Source organism: Flavobacterium aestuarii (genome assembly GCF_040049115.1).
Lineage (GTDB): Bacteria > Bacteroidota > Bacteroidia > Flavobacteriales > Flavobacteriaceae > Flavobacterium > Flavobacterium aestuarii.
In genome coordinates, this window is sequence record NZ_JBDLZZ010000004.1 from 216,083 (window position 1) to 240,208 (window position 24,126).

At 35.2% G+C, this 24,126-nt stretch carries 15 protein-coding genes; all 15 read left to right on the plus strand.

From position 1 onward, the window contains the following. The first annotated feature begins 125 nt into the window (after positions 1–125). The 15 genes from corA (at position 126) to ABEG11_RS06015 (ending at position 24,039) form a co-directional block, all read left to right on the plus strand. The gene (gene corA, locus ABEG11_RS05945; protein WP_348823272.1) at positions 126–1,196 is read left to right on the plus strand and encodes a magnesium/cobalt transporter CorA; all 1,071 of its coding nucleotides are present in this window, start codon (positions 126–128) and stop codon (positions 1,194–1,196) included. 104 nt (positions 1,197–1,300) lie between these two features. Further along, positions 1,301–3,394, plus strand: coding sequence for a phosphate acetyltransferase (gene pta / locus ABEG11_RS05950; RefSeq protein ID WP_348823273.1), 2,094 nt, complete (start codon positions 1,301–1,303; stop codon positions 3,392–3,394). Between the two features lie 76 nt (positions 3,395–3,470). After that, positions 3,471–4,667, plus strand: a complete 1,197-nt coding sequence (locus ABEG11_RS05955) for an acetate/propionate family kinase (RefSeq protein WP_348823274.1) — start codon at positions 3,471–3,473, stop codon at positions 4,665–4,667. Between the two features lie 105 nt (positions 4,668–4,772). After that, positions 4,773–7,517, plus strand: coding sequence for a helix-turn-helix and ligand-binding sensor domain-containing protein (locus ABEG11_RS05960; RefSeq protein WP_348823275.1), 2,745 nt, complete (start codon positions 4,773–4,775; stop codon positions 7,515–7,517). A gap of 242 nt (positions 7,518–7,759) precedes the next feature. Next, positions 7,760–10,771: a SusC/RagA family TonB-linked outer membrane protein gene (locus ABEG11_RS05965; protein WP_348823276.1), complete on the plus strand. Its 3,012-nt coding sequence runs from the start codon at positions 7,760–7,762 to the stop codon at positions 10,769–10,771. Positions 10,772–10,775: 4 nt separating this feature from the next. Beyond that, positions 10,776–12,254: a RagB/SusD family nutrient uptake outer membrane protein gene (locus tag ABEG11_RS05970; RefSeq protein ID WP_348823277.1), complete on the plus strand. Its 1,479-nt coding sequence runs from the start codon at positions 10,776–10,778 to the stop codon at positions 12,252–12,254. Between the two features lie 18 nt (positions 12,255–12,272). Beyond that, entirely contained in the window at positions 12,273–13,250 is a 978-nt protein-coding gene (locus tag ABEG11_RS05975) for a LamG-like jellyroll fold domain-containing protein (RefSeq protein WP_348823278.1), read from the plus strand. 70 nt (positions 13,251–13,320) lie between these two features. Next, complete coding sequence (locus tag ABEG11_RS05980) at positions 13,321–14,709, plus strand: glucoamylase family protein (RefSeq protein ID WP_348823279.1); 1,389 nt, start codon at positions 13,321–13,323, stop codon at positions 14,707–14,709. A gap of 6 nt (positions 14,710–14,715) precedes the next feature. After that, positions 14,716–15,420: a carboxylesterase family protein gene (locus ABEG11_RS05985; RefSeq protein ID WP_348823280.1), complete on the plus strand. Its 705-nt coding sequence runs from the start codon at positions 14,716–14,718 to the stop codon at positions 15,418–15,420. A gap of 174 nt (positions 15,421–15,594) precedes the next feature. Continuing rightward, a complete protein-coding gene (gene bglX / locus ABEG11_RS05990; RefSeq protein WP_348823281.1) occupies positions 15,595–17,895 on the plus strand; it encodes a beta-glucosidase BglX in 2,301 nt (766 codons plus the stop codon). A 224-nt stretch (positions 17,896–18,119) separates the two neighbouring features. Then, entirely contained in the window at positions 18,120–20,036 is a 1,917-nt protein-coding gene (locus ABEG11_RS05995; RefSeq protein WP_348823282.1) for a discoidin domain-containing protein, read from the plus strand. Between the two features lie 114 nt (positions 20,037–20,150). Continuing rightward, positions 20,151–21,524, plus strand: coding sequence for a M20/M25/M40 family metallo-hydrolase (locus ABEG11_RS06000; protein ID WP_348823283.1), 1,374 nt, complete (start codon positions 20,151–20,153; stop codon positions 21,522–21,524). 184 nt (positions 21,525–21,708) lie between these two features. Beyond that, complete coding sequence (gene nadC / locus ABEG11_RS06005) at positions 21,709–22,566, plus strand: carboxylating nicotinate-nucleotide diphosphorylase (RefSeq protein ID WP_348823284.1); 858 nt, start codon at positions 21,709–21,711, stop codon at positions 22,564–22,566. A 4-nt stretch (positions 22,567–22,570) separates the two neighbouring features. After that, entirely contained in the window at positions 22,571–23,497 is a 927-nt protein-coding gene (locus ABEG11_RS06010; RefSeq protein ID WP_348823285.1) for a YihY/virulence factor BrkB family protein, read from the plus strand. Positions 23,498–23,607: 110 nt separating this feature from the next. Continuing rightward, complete coding sequence (locus ABEG11_RS06015; protein WP_348823286.1) at positions 23,608–24,039, plus strand: DUF2147 domain-containing protein; 432 nt, start codon at positions 23,608–23,610, stop codon at positions 24,037–24,039. Positions 24,040–24,126 lie beyond the last annotated feature (87 nt).

Genomic DNA, 24,126 nt, shown 5'->3' on the forward strand with positions numbered 1-24,126 from the left:
TGAATAAATTTTAATGCAGGTTTATGCCATAAATGCAGCTGTTATTTTTAGACCTTACAATCAAAATGCTAAATGCTGTTTCCTTTTTGGAATGTTTTTTGTAATATTACTATACAAATTATTTTATGAGAAAAATTAAATACAAAAAAGGGAAGCGGCTACAGCCTTATACACTCGAATATACGGGTTCACATAAGGACAAAGAAATTGAAATGCAATTGTTTGTCTATGATGATTGTACCGTAAATGAATATGAAAATGGTACCATAAATAATTTAGCTGATCATATTAATTTAGCTAAAATAAATTGGCTAAATATCCACGGTTTGAGCGATGTTTTTTTGCTAAAAGATGTGGCTAAGTATTTTAATATCAATGATTTTATGCTGGCGGATATTTTAAATACAAGCAAAAGGACAAAATTGGAGGAGGAAAAGGAGGTACTGTTTTTTAATATAAAATCAATATTGCCCTCCGAAAATTCGGATGATATTAAAGTAGAACAAATCAGTTTTTTGCTAAAAAAAGGAATCCTGATTTCCTTTCAGGAAAAGAGAAGCGCTTTTTTTACCCATATACGGGAAAGAATCCGGACTAATTCGGGTATTGTAAGAACCAAAAAAGCTGATTATCTATTATACATTCTGCTGGATGCGATTATTGGAAATTTTTATATTACCATTGAAAATGAAGAAGATAAAATTGAAGACTTAATAGATAGTACCAAAAACAGCGCCGACCCGATTATTCTTGAAAAAATAGAAAAACACAGAGATAATTTTAATTTCCTGAAGCGTTCAATTATTCCGCTCAGGGATTCTTTGTACGATATTAAGAGTATTCGGGAAGATGATGTTTTTGATGAAATTGAATCCGAAAATTTTACTTTTTTTTCTAGGCTGCACCAGAAATGCTTGGAATTATTGGAGCAGATCGAGTCAGATATGGGGTCGTTGGAAAGTGCATCTAATTTCTTTTTTGCTGCACAGGCTCATAAAATGAATGAGATTATGAAAACCCTGACCATTATCTCAGTCATTTTTATACCGCTTACTTTTATCGTTGGAGTTTATGGAATGAATTTCGATAATATGCCCGAGCTGCGACAGCCCAATGGTTATTTTTTTGTAATTGGTTTTATGTTTTTGACAGTCATCGGAATGGTTATTTATTTTAAAAAACGAAATTGGTTTTAATTTTGCGATTATATTTTAAAACTGATTTTGGTCATATTTATAAGGGAATTAAACCGCTAATTTTGCAATCAATATAATAATGGTTATAAAATAAATTTTACAAAATGAAGAAAGCTATATATATCGCAACAATTGAGGAAAATTGTGGCAAAACAATAATTACGTTAGGATTATTGAGAATGCTTTTGGGGAAGACCGCAAAAGTAGGTTATTTCAGGCCTGTTATTGAAGATTATGAAGATGGGAAAAAAGACACTCATATTGAGATGGTTATATCCTATTTCGATTTGGATATTCAATATGAGGATGCCTATGCTATTACCAAAAGTAAATTAATCAAGAAAAAAAATAACGGGAAATTAGGTGATGTTGTTGATTTAATTATTGAAAAATATAAAAAACTGGAAGACCGTTTTGATTTTATTTTGGTAGAAGGTACCAGTTTTACAGGCGAAGGTACAGTTATTGAGCTGGACATGAATGTGCTGATTGCCAAAAATCTTGGAGTCCCAACTATTATTGTAGGTTCTGGAAAAGGAAAAACTCTGGAGGAATTAGTTGATAATCTGAATTTAGCTTATAATTCATTTAAAATAAAAGAAGTTGAAGTTTTGGCAGTTATAGCCAATAAAGTGCAGCCTCAGAATCTGGAATTGGTTTCAACGGCTTTGCAGAAAAGTTTGCCCCCCTCAGTTCTTATCAACTCCATCCCAATAATTGGCAGTTTGAGTAATCCTACAATACAGGAAATTATTGAAGCATTGGATGCAAAAGTATTGTTTGGTCAAGAATATTTAAACAATCAGATAGGTAATTATAGCATTGGAGCGATGCAGCTGCGTAATTACTTGCTGCATCTTAAAGAGAATGCACTTGTTATCGTTCCAGGAGACAGAGCCGATATTATTCTTGGAGCATTGCAGGCAAATGAATCTGCTAATTACCCTACAGTTTCGGGGATTGTTTTGACAGGAAATATAATACCCGAAGACAGTATTTTGAAATTGATAGAAGGTCTTTCATCGATAGTGCCAATTATAACAGTAGAAAGAGGTACTTATCACATTGCTAATGAAATAGGGAATATTAAGCCAAAAATTTATGCTAAAAATATTCAAAAAATAGAAACTTCGATAAATACATTTGACAAATATGTTGATTTAGATACGTTAATCGATAAATTTAATGCTTTCAAATCAGAAGGAATGACACCAAAAATGTTCCAATACAACATGGTGAAAAGAGCCAAAGCAAATAGAAAGCATATCGTTTTGCCTGAAGGAAGTGATGAAAGAATTATTATTGCGGCCTCTCGTCTTTTAGCAATGGATGTTGTTGATATTTCTATTATTGGAAATAAAAAACAAATAGAAAATAAAGTGGCAGAATTAGGTTTAGATTTTGATTTTGCCAAAGTGCCGATCATCAATCCAATTGAGTCTGAAAATTATGATGATTATGTAAATACGTATTATGAATTGCGTAAAGCCAAAAATGTAACTCCAGGTATGGCAAGGGATTTAATGGAAGATGTCTCTTATTTTGGAACGATGATGGTATACAAAGGGCATGCTGACGGAATGGTTTCGGGTGCTGCTCATACAACTCAGCATACCATTTTGCCGGCGTTACAGTTTATTAAAACCAAACCAAATTCTTCAGTAGTATCTTCAGTATTTTTCATGTGTCTGGAAGACCGTGTTTCTGTTTTTGGTGATTGTGCCATTAATCCAAATCCTACTGCTGAACAATTGGCAGAAATAGCAATTTCGTCTGCAGATTCAAGTATCGGTTTTGGAATAGAGCCAAAAATTGCGATGCTGTCATATTCTTCAGGATCATCTGGAAAGGGTGATGAAGTTGATAAAGTGAGAACTGCTACCGAAATAGTGAAACAAAAACGTCCTGATCTTAAAATTGAAGGGCCAATACAATATGATGCAGCAGTCGATCTGGAAGTAGGACAGAGCAAAATGCCAAATTCAGAAGTGGCTGGTCACGCCAGTGTATTGATTTTTCCAGATTTGAATACAGGAAACAATACCTACAAAGCAGTTCAGAGAGAAACCGGAGCATTGGCAATCGGACCTATGCTGCAAGGATTGAATAAGCCGGTAAATGATTTGAGCCGTGGCTGTACCGTTGACGATATCATAAATACAGTTGTCATAACAGCTATTCAGGCACAGGGATTATAATCAATTAAAAAATTTGAGTTTTTCAAAAATAACTCAGTAACTTTGAGACTTAGTGTCTTATCAACTTTAAAATAAAATGAAAGTAGTAATAATAAACTCAGGGAGTTCTTCTATAAAATATCAATTAATTGAAATGCCAGCTGGCGAAGTAATATGCTCTGGAATGATTGACAGAATTGGTCTGGAAACTTCTAATTTTAGTTATGTAACCAAAGCTGATAAAGTAGAAGAAATTCTGCCAATCCCTAATCATAAAATTGGACTTAATAAAATAGCTCAATTGCTTATGGATGACGAAAAAGGAGTTATAAAAAGTACCAAAGAGATTGTGGCCGTAGGGCATAGAGTAGTGCATGGAGGCAGTTCTTTTTCGAATACCGCCTTGATTACACCCGATGTTAAGGAAGAGATAAAAAATTTATGCGACATAGCTCCACTTCACAATCCTGCACACTTACAGGGAATTATTGTTGCTGAGGAAATTTTTGCCGAGGCAAAACAAATCGCTGTTTTTGATACTGCTTTTCATCAGACAATGCCTGAAATAGCCTATAAATATGCGATTCCTTCACATTTTTTAAAAGAGAACAAAATCAGAGCATATGGCTTTCATGGAACATCGCACAAGTATGTGTCAGAAAGAGCAATAGAATACCTAAAGGCATCCAATAAAGCACACCAAAACATAATTACAGTGCATTTGGGTAACGGCTGCAGCATTACTGCTGTGAAAGACGGAAAATGTATTGATACTTCAATGGGTTTTACTCCAATCAGCGGATTGATTATGGGAACCCGCAGTGGTGATATTGATTCATCGGTTTTGTTTTATATAATGAAAGCACTTAATTATACGGTTGATGAAGTGAGTACTTTATTGCAAAAACAAAGTGGGATGCTTGGTTTGACAGGATATAGTGACTTAAGAGATATTGAATCAAATGCCGAGCAGGGTAATAAAGACTGCCAGCTGGCATTAGCAATGAATGCGTATCGTATCAAAAAATACATTGGATCTTATGTTGCCGCCTTGAATGGTTTGGATGCTATTGTTTTTACTGCTGGAATTGGTGAAAATTCATCTTACATAAGAAAATTAGTTTGTACTGACATGGAATATTTTGGTATTGAATTGGATATGGCCAAAAATGAAATACGTTCTAAGGAAATTAGAGAAATTAATCTGCCAGAATCAAAAGCTAAAGTTTTAGTGGTTCCAACTAATGAAGAAATTGAAATTGCAAATCAGGTATATAATTTGATACAGAATTAAATGATATAATACAATAAGGTTCTAATAAAAGCTTCTGGATTCAGAAGCTTTTTTTGTGTTTTTAATTGAAGAAATGTAATTATATTTGATAAAAAACTTCAAATTTTGAAAGCTAAGCTATACTATTTATTCATTTTAGGTTTTGTAACATTCCAGCTTACAGCTCAGGAATTACTTCCTTTTGTCGAGAATTACAGTAAATCTGATTATCAGGGAGACAACCAGATATGGAGCGCAGTTCAAGGCAGGGACAATGCCATGTATTTTGCCAATAATAATTATTTGCTGCGTTATGACGGTGTAAAATGGGAGAGAAATAAACTGCCCAATAAAACAATTATCCGATCTATAATGGTCGAAGGAGATAAGATATATTCCGGTTCTTATCAGGAGTTTGGCTATTGGTATCGAAAGAATGCCAAAATGCATTATGTTTCTATTTCCAAAGGGGAAAAAGTATTTGATGAAAAGAATAATAATGACGAGATATGGAAGATATTTAAGTTTAATAATAAAATTTATTTTCAATCCTTTAACGGGCTTTTCATATTTGACGGAAAAGTGATAAAAGAAAAAAGATTTCCTTTTTTAATATCTTATTGTTTTGTTGTTGATAATGAAATATTGATTGCTTCTGTCGAAAAAGGGATTTACAGGCTTAATAAGGGAGAAATTGAAAAAGTAAACGGACTGTCTCTTTTAGAAAATAATGTAATACATGCCATTCAGAAACATCAGGGTAAAACCTATTTTTTTACCAAAAAGCACGGAGTTTATGTGCTGGAAAATAATATTCTGAGTCCTTGGAAAAATGAATTGAATGCAATTCTAAAGTCAGCCAATATTAATGCTGCCCAATTTATCAAAAACAATAAACTGATTATTGGAACAGCAAATAACGGCGTTTATGTAATGGATTTGAATAATGGCTCGTATAAAAACATCAATCGGAATAATGTCCTGATGAACAATTCTATTTTGAGTATTGGCCAGGACAAAGAGAACGATTTATGGCTGGGCCTGGATAACGGAATTGCTCATATTGAGGTAAATTCACCGATTTCTATATTTTATGACAGTTCAGGTATTTTGGGTTCGGTATATTCGGTGGCGAGTACTCCGGAAGGATATCTGATGGCTTCCAATCACGGTGTTTTTAAATACGAAAAGAAACATCTTTCTCTGATTCCGGGTACGCAGGGACAGGCTTGGGTTATTAGCAAAATAAACGATCAATACCTCATTGGCCACAACGAAGGGACATTTATTTATAAGAATGGCTTGTTCAGCAGATTAAGTGATATTAACGGAGGCTGGAATCTAGCCAAAAGCGGTATTAATAATTCCTATCTGCAGGCTACTTACAGCGGTGTTGTTGTTTATAATGATGCCAATAATCTAAAGGAAAAACAGGCAATAAAAGGATTGCTGAAACCAATTAAATACCTTGCCCAAAACCGAAAAAATGAAATTTGGGCTGCAGATATTAATAGAGGCTTATATCGTATTTTATATAATGATGCTTATGAAACCAAACCTGATAATGTAACCCAGCGCAGTAAAATAAGCAATGACTTCGGGGTGAAAATATTTGAGTTTAGAAACGAAATCCTTTTCCTGATTAATAATTCCTGGTATACATTCAATTCTATTACTAATCAATTGGAAGCTAATCAATTGTTTAATGATAATTTCAAAAATGTATCTAATATTGTTTCCATCGATGAAAATCATTTTATGGTTTTGCAGGATGGGCTTTTGTATCATATTTATGCTCAAGGATCTAAGTTCATCAGAAACAGTATTCAGGAGAAATATTATAAAGGAAAAATCATCAATGACAATCTAAAAATTTTTAAAGATAAAAACAACTATCTGCTCAATCTGGACGATGGTTTTATTTCTTTGGATTTAAAGGACAATACCAATGAAAAAGCGAATGTAAAGATTGAAGCTTTTAATAATGGTGTTTTAGTTGAAAATAATTCGAAGATTAAGCACAATTCTGAACTGAGAATCGATGTTGTGTCTGGAGTCTATGGAGCTTCGAAACCCGATCTGTTTTACAGGCTAAACGGTAAAAAAGAATTTATCCCCATTAAAGAGGGACTGATACTTTTGAATAATCTTACCAGCGGTTCTCATGATGTCATAATATATAATAATAATGGTTTGGTTTATAATAAAGTCGCTGGTTTTCAATTTGATGTAGCGAATGCCTGGTATTTTTCTATTTGGATGATTTTAGTATACCTTATTGTGGCTGGACTCATCTTGTATCTGTATTATAAATGGAATAAAATGAAATATATCCAGAAGCTTAAACTGCAAAAGGAAGAACTCAAGCATCAGAAAGAAATTCTGGAAATGGAATTGAAAGCCGAAAATGAATTAAACAGCCAGGAATATGAAAAACATATTCTGGAACTTGAATTGCAATCCAAATCTTCAGAAGTTGCAGGCAAATCTCTTTCAATTGCTAAGCAGAGTGAAATGATTGAAAACATTCAGAAGATATTAGATACTGAATCAGATTTCAATAAACTGAAAAGTGAAATAAGGAAAGCTATAAAAATTAATGCAGTGAATAAGCATGAATGGGAAATTTTTGAAACTAATCTTAATCAGATCAACAACGAATTTATTATTACACTTTCAAAGAAATATCCAAACCTTACTCCAAAGGATATAAAACTGTGCGTATATCTAAAAATGAATCTTTCGTCAAAGGAAATTGCCCCTATGATGAATATTTCATTTAGAGGAGTGGAGCTGCATCGCTATCGTTTAAGAAAAAAATTAGGGCTTTCGCAGGAAGAAATACTTTCTAAATTTCTTTTATCAATATAAAAACAAGTATTTTTTTATTAATAATTTACTTTTTTTATAAATTTTATGCAGAATAACAATACATCATTCCTACATCAATGGTGTAACCACTAGTATACAGCACTATTTCATAACTCCTTTAAAACAAGCACTTATAAAAATAAAATGGTCATTTGATGTACTCATGTAGTAGTACTGCTTAGGTTACTACAACGTTGTAATTGGTTAATTTAGCTCCACTAACTAAAACGTTTGAAAAACTTATGAGAAATTTTATTTTTAGCTTTTTAGCACTCATTTTACTTCCGGCCTATATGTCTGGTCAAGTAATCAAAGGAAAAGTATCGGATCAGACGGGAATGGGAATTCCTGGAGCATTTATTACCACAGGAAATGCTTCAGCTGACACCGATTTTGATGGCAGTTTTAGTATAAAAGCCAAAGAAGGCGATATACTAAAAATAAGTTTAGTCGGATTTGAATCGGTATCTATACCGGCAACTCTGGCACCGATGAACATAATAATGCAGGAATCCAAAGACACAGAACTAAAAGAAGTTGTAGTTATTGGTTATGGTACAAGAAAGAAGATAGACAATACTACAGCTATTTCTTCTTTAAAAGCAGAAGAAATTACCAAAACCAAAGTATTGAATGCTTCGCAGGCCATTCAAGGTAAAGCCGCTGGGGTACAAGTAATTTCATCTGATTTACCGGGTAGTACGCCTTCTGTAGTTATCAGGGGTTTAGGGACTGCTCTAGGTGGCCGGACTCCTTTGTATGTAGTTGATGGAATGCAGACAGAAAACATCAATAACATTAACTCAAACGACATTACTTCCTATGAAATTTTAAAAGATGCGTCTGCATTGGCTATTTATGGTACAAGGGCAGCTAACGGAGTAATCATTATTACAACTAAAAAAGGTAAAGGGGAGAAAATCTCTGTGGAAATTGAAAGCTTTGCAGGTATAAGAGAACCTTTAAAAAAGGTTAAAATGGCTGGAAGCAATAAATTCTCTCACTATACAAATGCCGCATTGCAGACGACCACTTTTTCTCAGGATCAGCCTGTAAATACGGATTGGTTCGACGAGATTACCAGAACTGGAAGTTACACTCAAAATAATATTTCTCTTTCAGGATCATCTGAATATATTAAATACTTTTTCAGTTTAGGAAACTACCAGGAAAAAGCGATTCTAAATGGTTTAGATTATGGCCGTACTACTTTCAGGAATAATAATGAATTTAAGCTTTCAAAAAAACTGACTATAAATCAAAATTTCAGTTTTACATCTGCAAAATCTACACCAAAACCGTTAAGTGCTTTTACAAATGCTTATAAGCAGTCACCAATAGTGCCAGTTTATTTTCCTGATGGTAAATACGGTGTTTCGCGTGTAGGTGAAGATGGTTTTGCCAGCGAATCTGGTTCTTCAATTAATAATGTTGGAAATCCAGTAGCGCAATTGAATTTTTTTGATGAACAGCAAAGAAGTGTAACCCTGCAGGGCGGACTGAAGCTGGATTATGAAATTTTAAAGTCATTAAAATTTACTTCACAATTTAATGGTGAATATTATACTTGGAAACAATACAATTATGAGGATACTAAAAATATATGGTTAGCAGCAAACCCTAACAAGATATCTGGTGATTATGAGAAAGAATTTCCAAATTCCAATATTAATTTATTGACTAAAGGCAGAGAAGAATATTTTAACTGGAATCTGTCTAATTATCTGACTTATAACAAAGTGTTTGATGAAATTCATGATGTAGAATTAACAGCAGGTATCGAAACTTCAGTGAGAGGTGCAAAAGAAAAACTTACTATTGCTCGGAAAAATGTAAACGCTAATTCTAATTATTGGTCTTTGAAAGATGATAATGATTATGAAACCAATATTACAAGTTACAAAGATGAAGTTTTTAACGAAACAAAATTGGCATCTTATTTTGGCCGTTTCCAATATAAACTAATGGACAGATACTTATTTACTGGAACTATTAGACGTGACGGATCTTCAAATTTTGGGAAAGATTACCGCTGGGGTAATTTCCCTGCCTTTGGTTTAGGCTGGGTTATGACTAAAGAAAACTTTATGCAGGATGTGAAAGTAATAAACATGCTGAAATTAAGAGGAGGCTGGGGCAGATTAGGTAATCAAAACGTACCTCTTAACAATCAGTCGTATACTTCTGGTCCAAATGCTTATTTGGGAGGTTCAATTTTAAATCAGGGAACAACTATCAGCTCTCAAATTGATCCTAGCCTGTCTTGGGAAATTACAGAAGAGTCTTCTATTGGTTTAGATTTTGAATTATTAGACAACAGATTAAAAGGAACTTTTGATGTATATGATAAAAATACTTCAAATGTAATTTTAAATACTAAGCCATATTTAACTTCTGGAATTACAGCAGCTTCACCGGCACATGTTGGAGAAGTATCGAACAAAGGATATGAGATTTCTTTGCGTTGGGATGACAAAATTACAGATAATTTCAGCTATTGGATTGGCGGTAATTTTTCAAGTAATAAAAATGAACTTACAGGTTTAAAAAATGTTATATTAACTCAGCTTGTTGGTGGAGGGTTAGGTAATGGCCAAGATACTAAATTACTTGATAATACTACAGTTGGTCAGCCATTAGGAAGTTTTTATATTTATGAATATGCAGGTTTTGACAACACAAATGGTAAAATGTTATACTATAATGCGGCAGGAGAGAAAGTAACTCAAGATGCCTTAAGTGCTAGTACTGATAAAAAGTATGTTGGATCCAGTCTGCCAAAATCGAATTACGGTGTTTCTTTAGGATTCAATTATAAAAATTTTGATTTCTCTGTTGATGGATACGGAACAGCAGGCGCTAAAGTTTATAATGGTAAAAAAGCACAGCGTTTTTCTGGAGAAAACATTGAAAACTCTATCGCTTCAGATTTTTGGACACCAAATAATTTAACAGCCTCAAACCCCGCACCATTCAATCAGGTGCCAGTTGCTTCAACTTATTATTTAGAGTCTGGCGATTTCTTTAGAATCAATAATATTACATTAGGATATAAACTGCCAATTCAAAGTAATAATTTTATTAGTTCCTGCAGAATTTATGTGAACGCAATAAACCCATTTATTACACAAAAATTCTCTGGTTTCTCACCAGAATTGAATGGAGATGCAAATCCTTATGGAAGTCAAGGTGTCGAACTTGATGCTTATCCAACTTTAAGATCATTTGTAATTGGTGCTAATTTAAAATTTTAATACAATGAAAAAGATATATATAGCAGCGTTTGTATTTTCAACGTTCTTTTTTGCGGGCTGTGCAGATGATTATTTAGATGTAGACCAAACAGAGTCTATTTCTACAAAAGACACAGAATTGTATAATAATGATGCGGGTGCAGCTCAGTTTGTAACGGCAATTTATAATAAATTCCTGAATTGGGATATGACTTCATTCGGATGGATAGGTCTTTCCAGTATTACCTCTGATGATGCTGATAAAGGTTCTTCACCTGGAGATACAGGTACTGATAAGGATGTGTTGGATGCATTGACTTATAATGCTTCAAACCCATCTGCAGAAAGTACTTTTATTGCAAATTATGATGGAATTAACAGATGTAATCAAGCCTTAAATATTATTCCAAAATTAGATAAGGCCGATCCAAATTTAAGAGCTAGATTAATTGGCGAAGCTAAATTTTTAAGAGCTTTTATGTATTTCACTTTGGTAAAATGCTATGGTGGAGTGCCAATTGTAGATCATTTACCGGTTCCTGGCTCAGATTCTGACAGAATCATGCAGCTGACTCGTAAAACAGCTGCAGAAGTTTATGCTTTTATCGAAAATGATTTGAATGACGCAATTGCTGCATTACCAGATAAATCAGCTTATTCAGTAAATGAAAGATCAAGAGCTTCAAAAGGTGCCGCTTATGCTTTATTGGCGAAAGTCAGCTTATACCAAAAGAAATGGCAGCAAGTAGTTGATAATGCTAATAAGGTTACAGGTTATTCTATTGTTAGTGATTATGCTTCTATGTTTAAAGCATCAGGAAAATTTGATTCTGAATCTATTTTTGAAATTTATGCATACGGCGCAGTTCCAGCCAAAGGAATTGAGGGATATTCTAATACGCAAGGTGCTCGTGGTGCCGGCGGCTGGGGCTGGGGTTTCAATACACCATCACAAAGTTTAGTAAACGCTTATGAACCTGGAGACGTTAGAAAAGCGGCTACAATCATTTTTAGAGGATCTACTTTATATGATGGAAGAGTTGTTCCAAATACAGTGGAAAACGAAAGATACAATTATAAAGCATATTCATCAGCTTATACTGATGCATGGGAAACGGATGTTGATATTAAATACCTTAGATATGCTGAAGTTTTATTGATGAAAGCTGAGGCTTTAAACGAATTAGGACAAACATCAGACGCAATTCCGTTGTTAAACCAAATTAGAAACAGAGCGGGGTTGGGAAATACAACTTTTAGTTCTCAAACAGATATTAGAACAGCAATATGGAGAGAAAGACGAGTAGAGATGGCTTTTGAACACGATAGATTTTTTGACTTAGTTCGTACAGGGCAGGCTAAAGCCGCTTTTGCTGCTGATATCAGTCCTAGTTTTCCTAATGGAAAAGTCTTTACAGAAGGGAAAAATGAACTGTTTCCTATTCCAGCTTTATTCTTAAATCAAGCAGACGGATTATCACAACAAAATCCAGGTTATAATTAATTCTTAAAAAAAAGTAAAATGAAAAAAAATAAATATATTTTCTTATTTGCTTCGGTTATAGCCATGCAATTTTTTGGGAGCTGTAACGAGGAAAGTATTGATAAAGTAAATGCCCCAATTCCTTACGAGCCAATTGGAGGATATGATAGCTCTGATGATATTGCTGCAGATAATCTGGTTTCCAAATTTAGTTTTGAAAACAATTTAACCGACAGTAAAGGAAATATCAGCAATCCATTAGAAACTAATATTGGTTATGCTGAAGGAGCAAAAGGAAATGCATATAGTGGTTCCAGTTCACAAGAACGTTATTTTGTTGGTAATGCTAGTTCAGCGATTACTAGTTTAAATAGCTTTACTTTTTCTTTTTGGATGAATACTGCTAATACGGTTGATCCAGCCACACCAGGTCAAGGAAAAGGTGCTCAGGGGATTTTTACAATAGTTCGCCCAACTGAGTTTTGGGGCGGATTAAATGTCTTTTTAGAAAACCCAGATGGTGCTCATCCTGATCGTATTCGTTTGAAATTCAGCTTAGAGAACGGTAGAGATGGTGTCGCATGGAGAGGACAGGGAGCTATTGTTAATATCGATAATAATTTAAATAAATGGATACATGTTGTTTTTTCTTATGATGCAGCAAAAAGTACAATATCTGCATATATAAACGGTGAATTAGCAAGTAATTTAGGAGGCTTCCCATATGCGCCTGCTGAGGGAGTAAATGGAACGGCTGTTTTGTATGCTGATAATCCGGGAAGTCTTGATAATATGAATGGTGCTCCAAAGTATGGAGATTTTCAAATGGTTGGGACCAACGGAAAAATTGTTTTCGGTTCGCATCAATTTGAAACTACACCGCCTCAGAATAATGGAGGTCAGCAAGATTGGGCAACTAGTTATGTTGGACTATTAGATGAATTCAGGATTTACAATATTGCTCTTATTCCAAGTGATGTTCGCTTTTTATATAAATTAGAAAAAGACAATAGATAAGATTCATTTTACACACCTGATCTGTTCAAAAATCAGGTGTGTATTTTTTTACCCATTAAATTTTATAAAAATGAAAAGTCATTTATTCGTATTGATTTTTTTGAATTTCTTTAATTCATGCTCATCATCAACTCCGTCGGAGGGAAACACTGGAGGCACGCCTCTGCCTACGACTCCAACAGTACCAATAACTGCTTTGACAGATGAACAGGCAATGGATCAGGTTCAGAAAGATGCTATAAAGTACTTTTGGGATTATGCTGAATCCAATTCAAAATTGGGAAGAGAACGTTATCATACCGATAATCCAGGATTCGAAGCTAATAAAGTAACCACTGGAGGTTCAGGTTTTGGGCTGATGTCTTTGATTGTTGGAATAGAAAGAGGATTTATTCCAAGAGCCGAAGCCGTTACCCGAATGACCACCGCAATGGATTTTCTTGAAAAAGCCGATCGTTTTCACGGTGCATGGTCGCATTGGATAGACGGAACTACTGGAAAAGCAATTTCTTTTGGCAATAAAGATGATGGCGGCGATATCGTTGAAACTGCCTTTTTATGCCAGGGACTGATTGCCGTTCGGGAATATTTTAAAAACGGTAACGCTCAGGAAAAAGCATTGGCTGCAAAAGCTGATAATCTCTGGAAAGGCGTGGAGTGGAGCTGGTACACCAATGGCGAAAATGCAATGTACTGGCATTGGTCACCGACTTATCAATGGGAAATGAAATTCAAATTAGAAGGATATAACGAGTGTTTGATTGCTTATATTTTGGGAGCCGCTTCAACAACACACCCAATTCCTACAGCAGCTTATCACGAAGGCTGGACACGAAACGGAACGATAGCAACCGGAAAAACACAGTACGGAATCCCATTAGTATTTAAATACAATACGGTTAGCGGAAATGCAGGACCATTGTTTTGGGCACAGTATTCGTATTTAGGATTAGACCCTTCGCAATTGTCTGATAAATATGCCAATTATTGGGAATTAACTCAAAATCAGGCCAAAATCATTTACAGCCACTGCGTTGCAAATCCAAAAAATTGGAACGGTTATTCCGAAAAATGCTGGGGACTCACCGCCAGTTATTCCCGAAATTCAGACGGAACCACAGGTTATTCTGCCCATGATACTGATAATGATTTGGGTGTAATTACTCCAACAGCGGCTTTGTCTTCTTTTCCGTATACACCAAAGGAAAGCATGAAGTTTCTGCATTATTTATATGAGGAAAAGAAAAGTACCCATGTAGGAATCGCAGGGCCTTATGATGCTTTTTCGCCACATTATAATTGGGTTACGCCTCGTTATCTGGCAATAGACCAAGGGACAATTGCTCCAATGATTGAGAACTACCGCACAGGTTTACTATGGAAGTTATTCATGAATGCTCCTGAAGTAAAACAAGGCTTAACAAATCTTGGATTCCATTCAGGAAAATATGGTTTTTAGATGCAGATGAAATTTAAAATAACGCTGCTGTTATTATTGTTTTCACTGCTGGGTTTTTCCCAAAGTGAAATCACTGGAAAGATAAAAACAGTAATTGAAATAAAGTATGAACTAGGTTATGTACTGCATAAACCGGCAGATTTAAAAGTTAAAAAGCCACTAATAGTTTTTGTTTCTGGAGATGGCGAAAAGGGAACTGATCTTGAAAAAGTGAAAATTCACGGACCTTTGAAGTATTTGAAAACGCATGAACTAGATGCTTATATCTTAGCACCACAATGCAGGGAAGATGAAAATTGGAATATTGAATCGATTTATCAATTGATTGAAAAAATCCAGAAAGAAAACAATATTGATTCGGATCGAATTTATATTACAGGCTTAAGTTCTGGAGGCTGGGCAGCATGGAATCTGGCGCTTTCATATCCTGATAAATTTGCAGCAATTGTACCAATTTCAGGATTTGTGGATCTGATTCAGCTTGAAGGAGTTTGTAAAATCGCGAATATTCCTATTCGGATTTTTCATGGTCTGCTGGACGATGTTGTAAAGGCCGATTATGCTATTTCGGTTTACAAAGAACTAAAAAAATGCAGTGCCAAAGATGTTCAATTGACCATTTTTGATGATGCCGGCCACGATAGCTGGACAAGAGTTTACGACGATCCAGAGATTTATAACTGGATGTTTAAACAGGTAAAAAATAAATAAATAATTATGACTATTCTTAACTGATACCAAACAGATTGAATTAGCCACAGATTAACAAGATTTACACAGATTTATTAAAAAAATAGTAGTGAAATCTGTGAGAATCTGTGTAATCAGTGGCGAAAAAAAACACATGGTATTGTTGTGGACAGTCATATAAATAAAAATTACAGAATGAAAAATACATTAGTAGTACTTTTTTTAGGATGTGCTGTTTTGGGTTATGCCCAAAAAAAGAGCACTAAAAATGCGGTAAAAATTAAACCCAAAACCGAATTCGTTGCCGAGCTGCTATCCAAAATGACTTTGGAGGAAAAGCTGGGACAATTGAACCTGCCAACTTCGGGAGATATAACAACTGGGCAGGCAAACAGTTCAAATGTTGCAAAAAATATAGCTGAAGGAAAAGTGGGTGGTCTGTTCAATATAAAATCGGTACAGAAAATTAAAGAAGTACAAAAGATAGCTGTTGAAAAAAGCCGTTTAAAAATCCCGCTGCTTTTTGGTATGGATGTTATTCACGGTTACGAAACTACTTTTCCGATTCCACTTGGACTTTCCTGTACTTGGGATATGAATTTAATTGAAAGAAGTGCCCAGATCGCGGCTCAGGAAGCAAGTGCTGACGGAATCAATTGGACTTTTTCGCCTATGGTAGATATTTCCCGCGATCCGCGCTGGGGAAGAATTTCAGAAGGTTCTGGAGAAGATCCGTATTTGGGAAGTCAAATTGCAAAAGCAATGGTAAATGGATATCAGCAGCATGATCTTTCGAAAAATAATACAATATTGGCATGTGTGAAGCATTTTGCATTGTATGGCGCGCCCGAAGCAGGACGTGACTACAATACAGTTGATATGAGCCACATCAGAATGTTTAATGATTATTTCCCGCCTTATAAAGCAGCTGTCGATGCAGGAGTAGGATCGGTTATGGCTTCTTTTAATGAAGTGGATGGTATTCCCGCAACCGGAAATAAATGGCTGATGACAGATGTTCTTAGAAAACAATGGGGGTTCAAAGGTTTTGTCGTTACCGATTTTACAGGTATTCCAGAAATGATAGCGCACGGTATGGGAGATTTGCAAGCGGTATCTGCATTGTCTTTAAATGCCGGAGTCGAAATGGATATGGTAGGAGAAGGATTCTTGACTACTCTGAAAAAATCATTGGACGAAAAGAAAGTTACTATAGAACAGATCAATAATGCGGTAACCTTAATTCTGAATGCAAAATACGATTTAGGATTATTCGAAGATCCTTATAAATATTGTGATGAAAAAAGAGCAAAAACTGAAATTTTTACCGCTTCCAGCAGAGATGAAGCCAGAAAAACAGCTTCTCAGTCATTGGTTCTGCTGAAAAATCAGAATCAGTTACTGCCTCTGAAAAAATCGGGAACTATTGCACTTATTGGACCTTTGGCGGATGCCAAAAACAATATGTCAGGAACTTGGAGTGTAGCTACAAATGGAGAAAAATGTATTTCATTATTGGCAGGAATTCAGGAAGTCGCAGGGAAGTCAACAAAAGTACTTTATGCCAAAGGAAGCAATCTGGATTATGATGAAACTTTTGAGACTAATGCAACTATGTTTGGCAAAACCTTAAACAGAGATAAACGCGCTAAAGAAAAAATGCTGGCAGAAGCTTTGAAAGTTGCCAATCAGGCTGATGTTATTGTTGCTGCACTAGGCGAATCGGCAGAGATGAGCGGAGAAAGCAGCAGCCGTACCAATCTGGAAATTCCGCAGGCGCAGAAAGATTTGCTGAATGAATTATTGAAAACAGGAAAGCCTGTAGTATTGGTATTATTTGACGGACGGCCATTAGTTTTAAACGATGAAAATGCCACAGTTCACGCCATTTTGAATGTCTGGTTTGCCGGCAGTGAAGCCGGTTATGCCATCGCCGATGTTTTGTTTGGTGATGTAAATCCTTCAGGCAAATTGACTACTACATTTCCTAGAAGCGTTGGGCAGGTGCCAATTTATTATGCTCACAAAAATACTGGAAGACCTTTGTCTAACACAGAAGGCAAATTCGAGAAATTCAGATCGAATTATTTAGACGAAAGAAACGAACCGTTATTCCCTTTTGGCTACGGATTGAGTTATACCAGTTTTGAGTATTCAAACCCGAAAATTTCATCGGATAAAATGAATGCTGACGGAAAAGTAACTGTGAGTATTGAAGTTGCCAACACCGGAAATTATGATGGTAAAGAAACGGTTCAATTGTACATAAAAGATGTTATTGGATCGGTAACCAGACCCGTTAGAGAACTGAAAGGATTTCAAAAAATAGATCTTAAAAAAGGAGAAAAGAAAACGGTAACATTCGATATCACAGCGGAGGATTTAAAATTCTATAATTCGGATTTGAAATTTGTTGCCGAGCCTGGACAGTTTGAAGTTTTTATTGGAGGGAACTCAAATGCAGATAAGAAAGTTGTTTTCAATTTAGCAGATTAAATTTGGTTAGTAATTGGTTTTGCCCTTCGTTTTTTGGTTAGACGAAGGGCTTTTTTAATGATAATTGTCCAACTAGTCCATAAAAAAAAATTAAAACACATAGTTTGTCTTTCCGCAGAAATCTCAGATATTACGCTAACTATGTGTTGAGATTCCTGCGGAATGACAAGATTATGAATTTTTTAATTGCACACTCATATAATATGTTTATAAAATATAAAAAGATGAAAATAATTTATTCAATCATGTTTTTGCTGTTACTGTTAGGAATTAATGGCAATGTATTTGCACAGAATAATATTGGAAAAACGGATTGGTTTGATCCCAATAAACCAGCAGCGACCTATTGTAATCCAATAAATATTGGTTACAATTACACGACTCAAAATCATAACGGCATTCCAGAATCCCGCCGTTCCAGCGCCGATCCCGTGATTATTACTTACAAGGGAGATTATTACTTGTTTGCTACCAATCAGGCTGGATTTTTTTGGAGCAAAGACATGTCAGACTGGAAATTCGTTTATGGCAGTTTTCAGCGGAATCCGGGTGATGATGACCAGTGTGCGCCTGCTGCCTGGGTTGTAAATGATACTTTGTTTTATGTAGGTTCAACATGGAAAAAAGATCACCCAATCTGGAAAACAGCTGATCCAAAATCAGGACGATGGACAAGACATGTAAACACGGCTATGCTGCCAACATGGGATCCTGCGATTTTTCAGGATGATGATAAAAAAGTCTACATGTATTACGGTTCAAGCGGTAAACTGCCTCTTGTTGGTGTTGAGGTAGATTATAAAACCTGGCTTCCAAAAGGCAATCAGGACGATTATGCAAAACTTTATGCAGCAACCGAAGTGGAGGATATTCAGAAACCGTATGGACAGGCAAAAGCTGTTGTAGGTCTGGATCCTGCAGCGCACGGCTGGGAACGCTTTGGCCCAAACAATGATATGGAACCTGCGCCTTGGGGAAATTTTATTGAAGGAGCTTGGATGACCAAACACAACGGAAAATATTATATGCAGTATGGCGCTCCGGCAACTGAATTTAAAGGATATGCAAACGGTGTTCACGTGGGAGATAATCCTTTGGGGCCATTTGTATATCAAAAACACAATCCGATGTCGTATAAACCTGGAGGTTTTGTAATTGGTGTAGGTCACGGAAATACTTTTGCTGATAATTATGGAAATTACTGGAATACGGGAACTTGTAAAATTTCTATAAAAGACCGTTTTGAACGAAGAATTGATATGTTCCCCGCTGGATTTGACAAGGACGATGTGATGTATTCAATCACAGCGTATGGTGATTTCCCAATTGTACTCCCCACAGGACAGCGTGATCATACAAATGGCGCTTCTTCGGGCTGGATGCTGCTTTCGTACAAAAAGCCAGTGACAGTTTCTTCTTCGGAGGAATGTAAAGAGGTTGAAACACACCGAATGGATAATGGAGATAAAAAAGTATTTGAGAAAATATGTTTTGATGCTTCGAATGTAACCGATGAAAATATCCAGACCTATTGGTCGGCAGCTACAGATAAAGCAGGTGAGTGGTTACAGCTTGATTTAGGCAGAAAAATGGAAATTATGGCACTGCAGATCAATTATGCCGATCATAAAGCGGCTCAGTACAACAAAGCGATGGATATTTATTATCAGTATAAAATCTATATGTCTGATGATGCACAAAACTGGACTTTGATAATTGATAAATCAAAAAATGACAAAGATGTTCCTCATGATTATGTAGAATTAACAAAATCCATTAAAGCCCGTTATATCAAAATGGTCAATATTCATAATGCTTCAGGGCTGTTTGCCGTTTCTGATTTTAGAGTTTTTGGAAATGGATTACTGGAAAAACCAAAACCTGTTGCTGATTTTAAAATCAAAAGAAATAAAACCGATTCCCGCAATGCCATTATTTCATGGAAAAAACAGACAGATGCCGTCGGTTATACTATTTATTACGGAATCGCTCCTGATAAACTCTATAGCAGTATTATGGTTTATGGTGACAGCACTTATGATTTTAGAGGCTTAGATAAAGGGACAAGTTATTTTTTCACGATTGAAGCTTTTAATGAAAATGGTATTGGATCAAAAAATAAGATTATTGAGATTAAATAATTTTAGGTTTTGAGAAAAGTCATCGGATAAATTCCTTTTGGTTGTTTAGAATTTTGTTTCTTTGCTTTAAGCCAGAAAATGATTTTTTAATAATTTAAAAAAGGAATAATTACCATGAAAAAAACAATTCTTTTAACTGTTTTAGTTTTAAACGGATTGACCTCATTTGCACAATCAAATGATGAAAAAAACATTAAGCTATTTTATAAAAAAGCCTTAACCGAATCCAAATGCTATTCCTGGCTGGAATATTTATCTAATGATATTGGAAGCCGTTTGTCTGGATCTGCCAATGCCGCGGCCGCTGTTGAATACACTAAATCACAATTAGATGGACTTGGACTTGATAAAGTTTATCTGCAGGAAGTAATGGTACCTCATTGGGTGCGTGGTGAAAAGGAGACCGCTTACATTTTAGATAATAAAACCAAAACTACTGTTCCAATCTGTGCTTTGGGAGGTTCAATTGCAACTGCAAAGACTGGACTTACAGCTGAGGTGATTGAAGTGCAGGGAATTAAGGATTTAGAGGCATTGGGTGATAAAATAAAAGGCAAAATTGTGTTTTTTAACAGACCGATGAATCCTGAAAATATTGAAACCTTCATGTCATATGGAGCATGTGTAGATCAAAGATTTGCCGGTGCAAAAGAAGCAGCAAAATTTGGTGCAGTTGGGGCTATTGTACGTTCAATGAATTTACGCCTAGACGATTTTCCTCATACTGGAGCTCAAAGCTATGGTAATCTGCCAAAGGAAAAATATATTCCGACTGCAGCGATAAGCACAAATGGAGCTGAGTTATTAAGCGAATCACTAAAAAACAATCCAGCGCTAAAGTTTTATTTTAAGCAGTCATGCGAAACCTTGCCAGATGTTTTGTCCTATAATGTAATTGGCGAATTAACAGGTACAGAGCATCCTGAAAATATTATGGTAGTTGGAGGGCATCTTGATTCTTGGGACTTAGCAGATGGCTCTCACGATGATGGAGCAGGAGTGGTGCAGAGTATGGAGGTAATTCGCATTCTTAGAAACCTGAATTACAAACCCAAAAACACCATTCGTGTAGTGTTATTCATGAATGAGGAAAATGGTGGAAAAGGCGGAGCTAAATATGAAGAAGAAGCAAAGCAAAAGAATGAAAATCATATTTTCGCTTTAGAAAGTGATTCTGGCGGTTTTACTCCAAGAGGTTTTTCTATTGAGGCTGATGATGCCAATTTAAAAAAAATACAAGGGTTTAAAGAACTGTTTGAACCTTATTTAGTGCATAGCTTTACAATAGGCCACGCTGGATCAGACATCGGACATTTAACATCTAAAAAAATTGTCAAAGCAGGATTAAAGCCAGATTCTCAGCGTTATTTTGATTATCATCATGCTGCAAATGATAAATTTGATGCTATAAATAAAAGAGAGCTTGAACTAGGAGCTGCAACCATGACAACACTGATTTATATGATGGATCAAAAAGGCATAGACTAATTTTGCAATTAAATTACTAATCAATATTGACCTGCACAGAATTTAATTCTTGCAGGTTTTTTTGTTTTGAAAAAAAAATATTTAGCTACAAATAAATCAAGAAATTGTAAACTTTTCAAGTGTACTTACTTTTAAATACACAAAATAAATCCTACTTTAGCATCACATATTAAAGTACAAAAAAATGATTACTGAAGAGCAGTTTCAAAATGAATTAAAGGTATTAATTGCAAATGCCATTAGAGAAGATGTAGGGCCAGGAGATTATAGTTCATTGGCCTGTATCCCAGAAAGTGCAATGGGAAAAGCAAAGTTATTGGTAAAAGAAGATGGCATAATTGCAGGAGTTGCTCTCGCAAAAATGATATTTGAATATGTAGATCCAAATATGAAGATTGAAACTTTCATTCAGGATGGAACTCCAGTCAAAAAAGGGGATGTGGTTTTTCATGTTTCAGGAAGTTCGCAGTCGATTTTAAAGTCAGAGAGAGTCGTTCTTAATTCGATGCAAAGAATGAGTGCCATTGCTACCAAAACAAATGGTTATGTACAGCTGTTAAAAGGAACCGATACAAAAATATTGGATACAAGAAAAACCACTCCAGGATTTCGTGTTGCTGAAAAATGGGCAGTAACAATCGGAGGCGGAGAAAACCATCGTTTTGCATTGTATGATATGGTAATGCTAAAGGATAATCACATTGATTTTGCGGGTGGAATCACTTTGGCAATAGCCAAAACACAAGCCTATCTGAAAGAAAATAATCTGGATTTAAAAATTATTGTAGAGGCAAGGGATCTTTCTGAAATTGAAGAGATTTTAAAAAGTGACGGTGTACACAGAATATTGATTGATAATTTCAATTACGAAGATACGCGTACAGCTGTTGCTTTAATTGGTAACAAATGCCAAACTGAATCTTCTGGAAATATCAATGAAACAACAATGCGCAATTACGCAGAATGCGGTGTTAATTATATTTCTTCGGGAGCATTGACGCATTCTGTTTATAATATGGATTTAAGCTTGAAAGCGATTTAGGGTTATGACATTTAAGATCGAGGCAAAAATCGAAAAAATCCCAGTTATCAGAAATCTGATGCATATCTTGAAGAAGATCAAGATGCCAGGTTTGGGAGGATTTTCTTTTTATGATTTATTGGAATTGTATTTCGAGGGGATCATCGATGGAGCATTTTCGTATCATGCCAGTGCGGTTGCATTCAGCTTTTTTATGGCATTATTTCCGTTTGCCTTATTTATCTTAAATTTAATACCTTACATTCCTATTGAAGGGTTTCAGGATGATTTTTTGGAATTTGTAAAAGAGGGGGTTCCGCCCAATACTTATGATGCCATTGCCAATATTATAAATGATATTCTTAATAATAGTCATTCGGGACTGGTTTCATCTGGGTTTTTCTTGTCTATTTTCCTGATGGCAAATGGTATCAACGGAATTCTTGGCGGATTTGAGTCATCGCGTCATGTGCTGGAAAAAAGAGGTTTCTTAAGCCAGTATTTAGTTGCATTGGGTATTTCATTACTGCTTTCAGTGCTTTTGCTTCTGACGGTTGCAATTATAGTGGTTTTTGAGGTTTTGATTCAAAGCACGGCGATACAGGATGTGCTGAGCGACCGCATACCGCTGATTATCTTGGGAAGATATATTTTTGTAATATTGATGATTCTGATTACATCGTCTGTTTTATTGCGATACGGGACCAAGCAGTCTCATAAACCGCCATTTATCAGTGTTGGCTCGGTTTTTACTACAGTGCTTATAGTTATTTCATCCTATTTTTTTGGAATTTGGGTGTTGCGTTTTTCAAAGTATAATGAATTGTATGGTTCCATCGGGACATTGTTAATTATGATGTTTTATATCTGGATTAACTGCATGATTTTATTGTTGGGATTTGAATTGAATGCAACGATTCGTAAATTAAAAAAGAGCAGATCGGAAAATTAAAGTTTTATAATAAATGGTATTGTTTAAATGAAATTTTGTATTCTTGCGAAGAGTAATTCGAGAAATTAATTTCGAATAATATAATTTTTGCATCAATAATTTAAGGAAAAATGAAAAGAAGTGTCGCATTTGGTTTAGTAATGTTTTTTTTAATGGCTTTTAGCGTTCAGGGTCAGACGGTTTTGGGGAAATGGAAAACCATTGATGACGAAACCGGAGAAGCAAAATCAATTGTGGAAGTTTACGAAAAATCAGGAAAGATTTATGGCAGGGTTGTCGAGATACTTCGTGCAGAACACAAAAAAGATGTTTGTACAAAATGTGATGGAGCCGAGAAAAACAAACCGATTTTAGGAATGGTTATAATGAATGGTCTTAAAAAAGATGGAGAAGAATACAATGGAGGAACAGTTTTAGATCCTGAAAACGGAAAAAAATACAAATGCTATATCACATTGGAATCTCCGGACAAATTAAAGCTTCGCGGTTATATTGGGATCGCACTTGTTGGCAGAACTCAATACTGGACAAGAGTCAAATAAGCAAATAGAGGTTAAGAAATAGAATTGAGAGAGAATAGATGTTTTATTATTTAGTCCTAAAATCTAAATAGTCTAATAATTCAGAAG

Bases quoted from the DNA above. Each gene is read 5' to 3' on its own strand.
- ABEG11_RS05975 (WP_348823278.1), top strand. From the start codon at position 12,273: ATGAAAAAAAATAAATATATTTTCTTATTTGCTTCGGTTATAGCCATG.
- ABEG11_RS06000 (WP_348823283.1), top strand. From the start codon at position 20,151: ATGAAAAAAACAATTCTTTTAACTGTTTTAGTTTTAAACGGATTGACC.
- ABEG11_RS06010 (WP_348823285.1), top strand. From the start codon at position 22,571: ATGACATTTAAGATCGAGGCAAAAATCGAAAAAATCCCAGTTATCAGA.
- pta (WP_348823273.1), top strand. From the start codon at position 1,301: ATGAAGAAAGCTATATATATCGCAACAATTGAGGAAAATTGTGGCAAA.
- ABEG11_RS05985 (WP_348823280.1), top strand. From the start codon at position 14,716: ATGAAATTTAAAATAACGCTGCTGTTATTATTGTTTTCACTGCTGGGT.
- ABEG11_RS06015 (WP_348823286.1), top strand. From the start codon at position 23,608: ATGAAAAGAAGTGTCGCATTTGGTTTAGTAATGTTTTTTTTAATGGCT.
- ABEG11_RS05965 (WP_348823276.1), top strand. From the start codon at position 7,760: ATGAGAAATTTTATTTTTAGCTTTTTAGCACTCATTTTACTTCCGGCC.
- ABEG11_RS05970 (WP_348823277.1), top strand. From the start codon at position 10,776: ATGAAAAAGATATATATAGCAGCGTTTGTATTTTCAACGTTCTTTTTT.
- ABEG11_RS05995 (WP_348823282.1), top strand. From the start codon at position 18,120: ATGAAAATAATTTATTCAATCATGTTTTTGCTGTTACTGTTAGGAATT.
- corA (WP_348823272.1), top strand. From the start codon at position 126: ATGAGAAAAATTAAATACAAAAAAGGGAAGCGGCTACAGCCTTATACA.
- ABEG11_RS05955 (WP_348823274.1), top strand. From the start codon at position 3,471: ATGAAAGTAGTAATAATAAACTCAGGGAGTTCTTCTATAAAATATCAA.
- bglX (WP_348823281.1), top strand. From the start codon at position 15,595: ATGAAAAATACATTAGTAGTACTTTTTTTAGGATGTGCTGTTTTGGGT.
- nadC (WP_348823284.1), top strand. From the start codon at position 21,709: ATGATTACTGAAGAGCAGTTTCAAAATGAATTAAAGGTATTAATTGCA.
- ABEG11_RS05980 (WP_348823279.1), top strand. From the start codon at position 13,321: ATGAAAAGTCATTTATTCGTATTGATTTTTTTGAATTTCTTTAATTCA.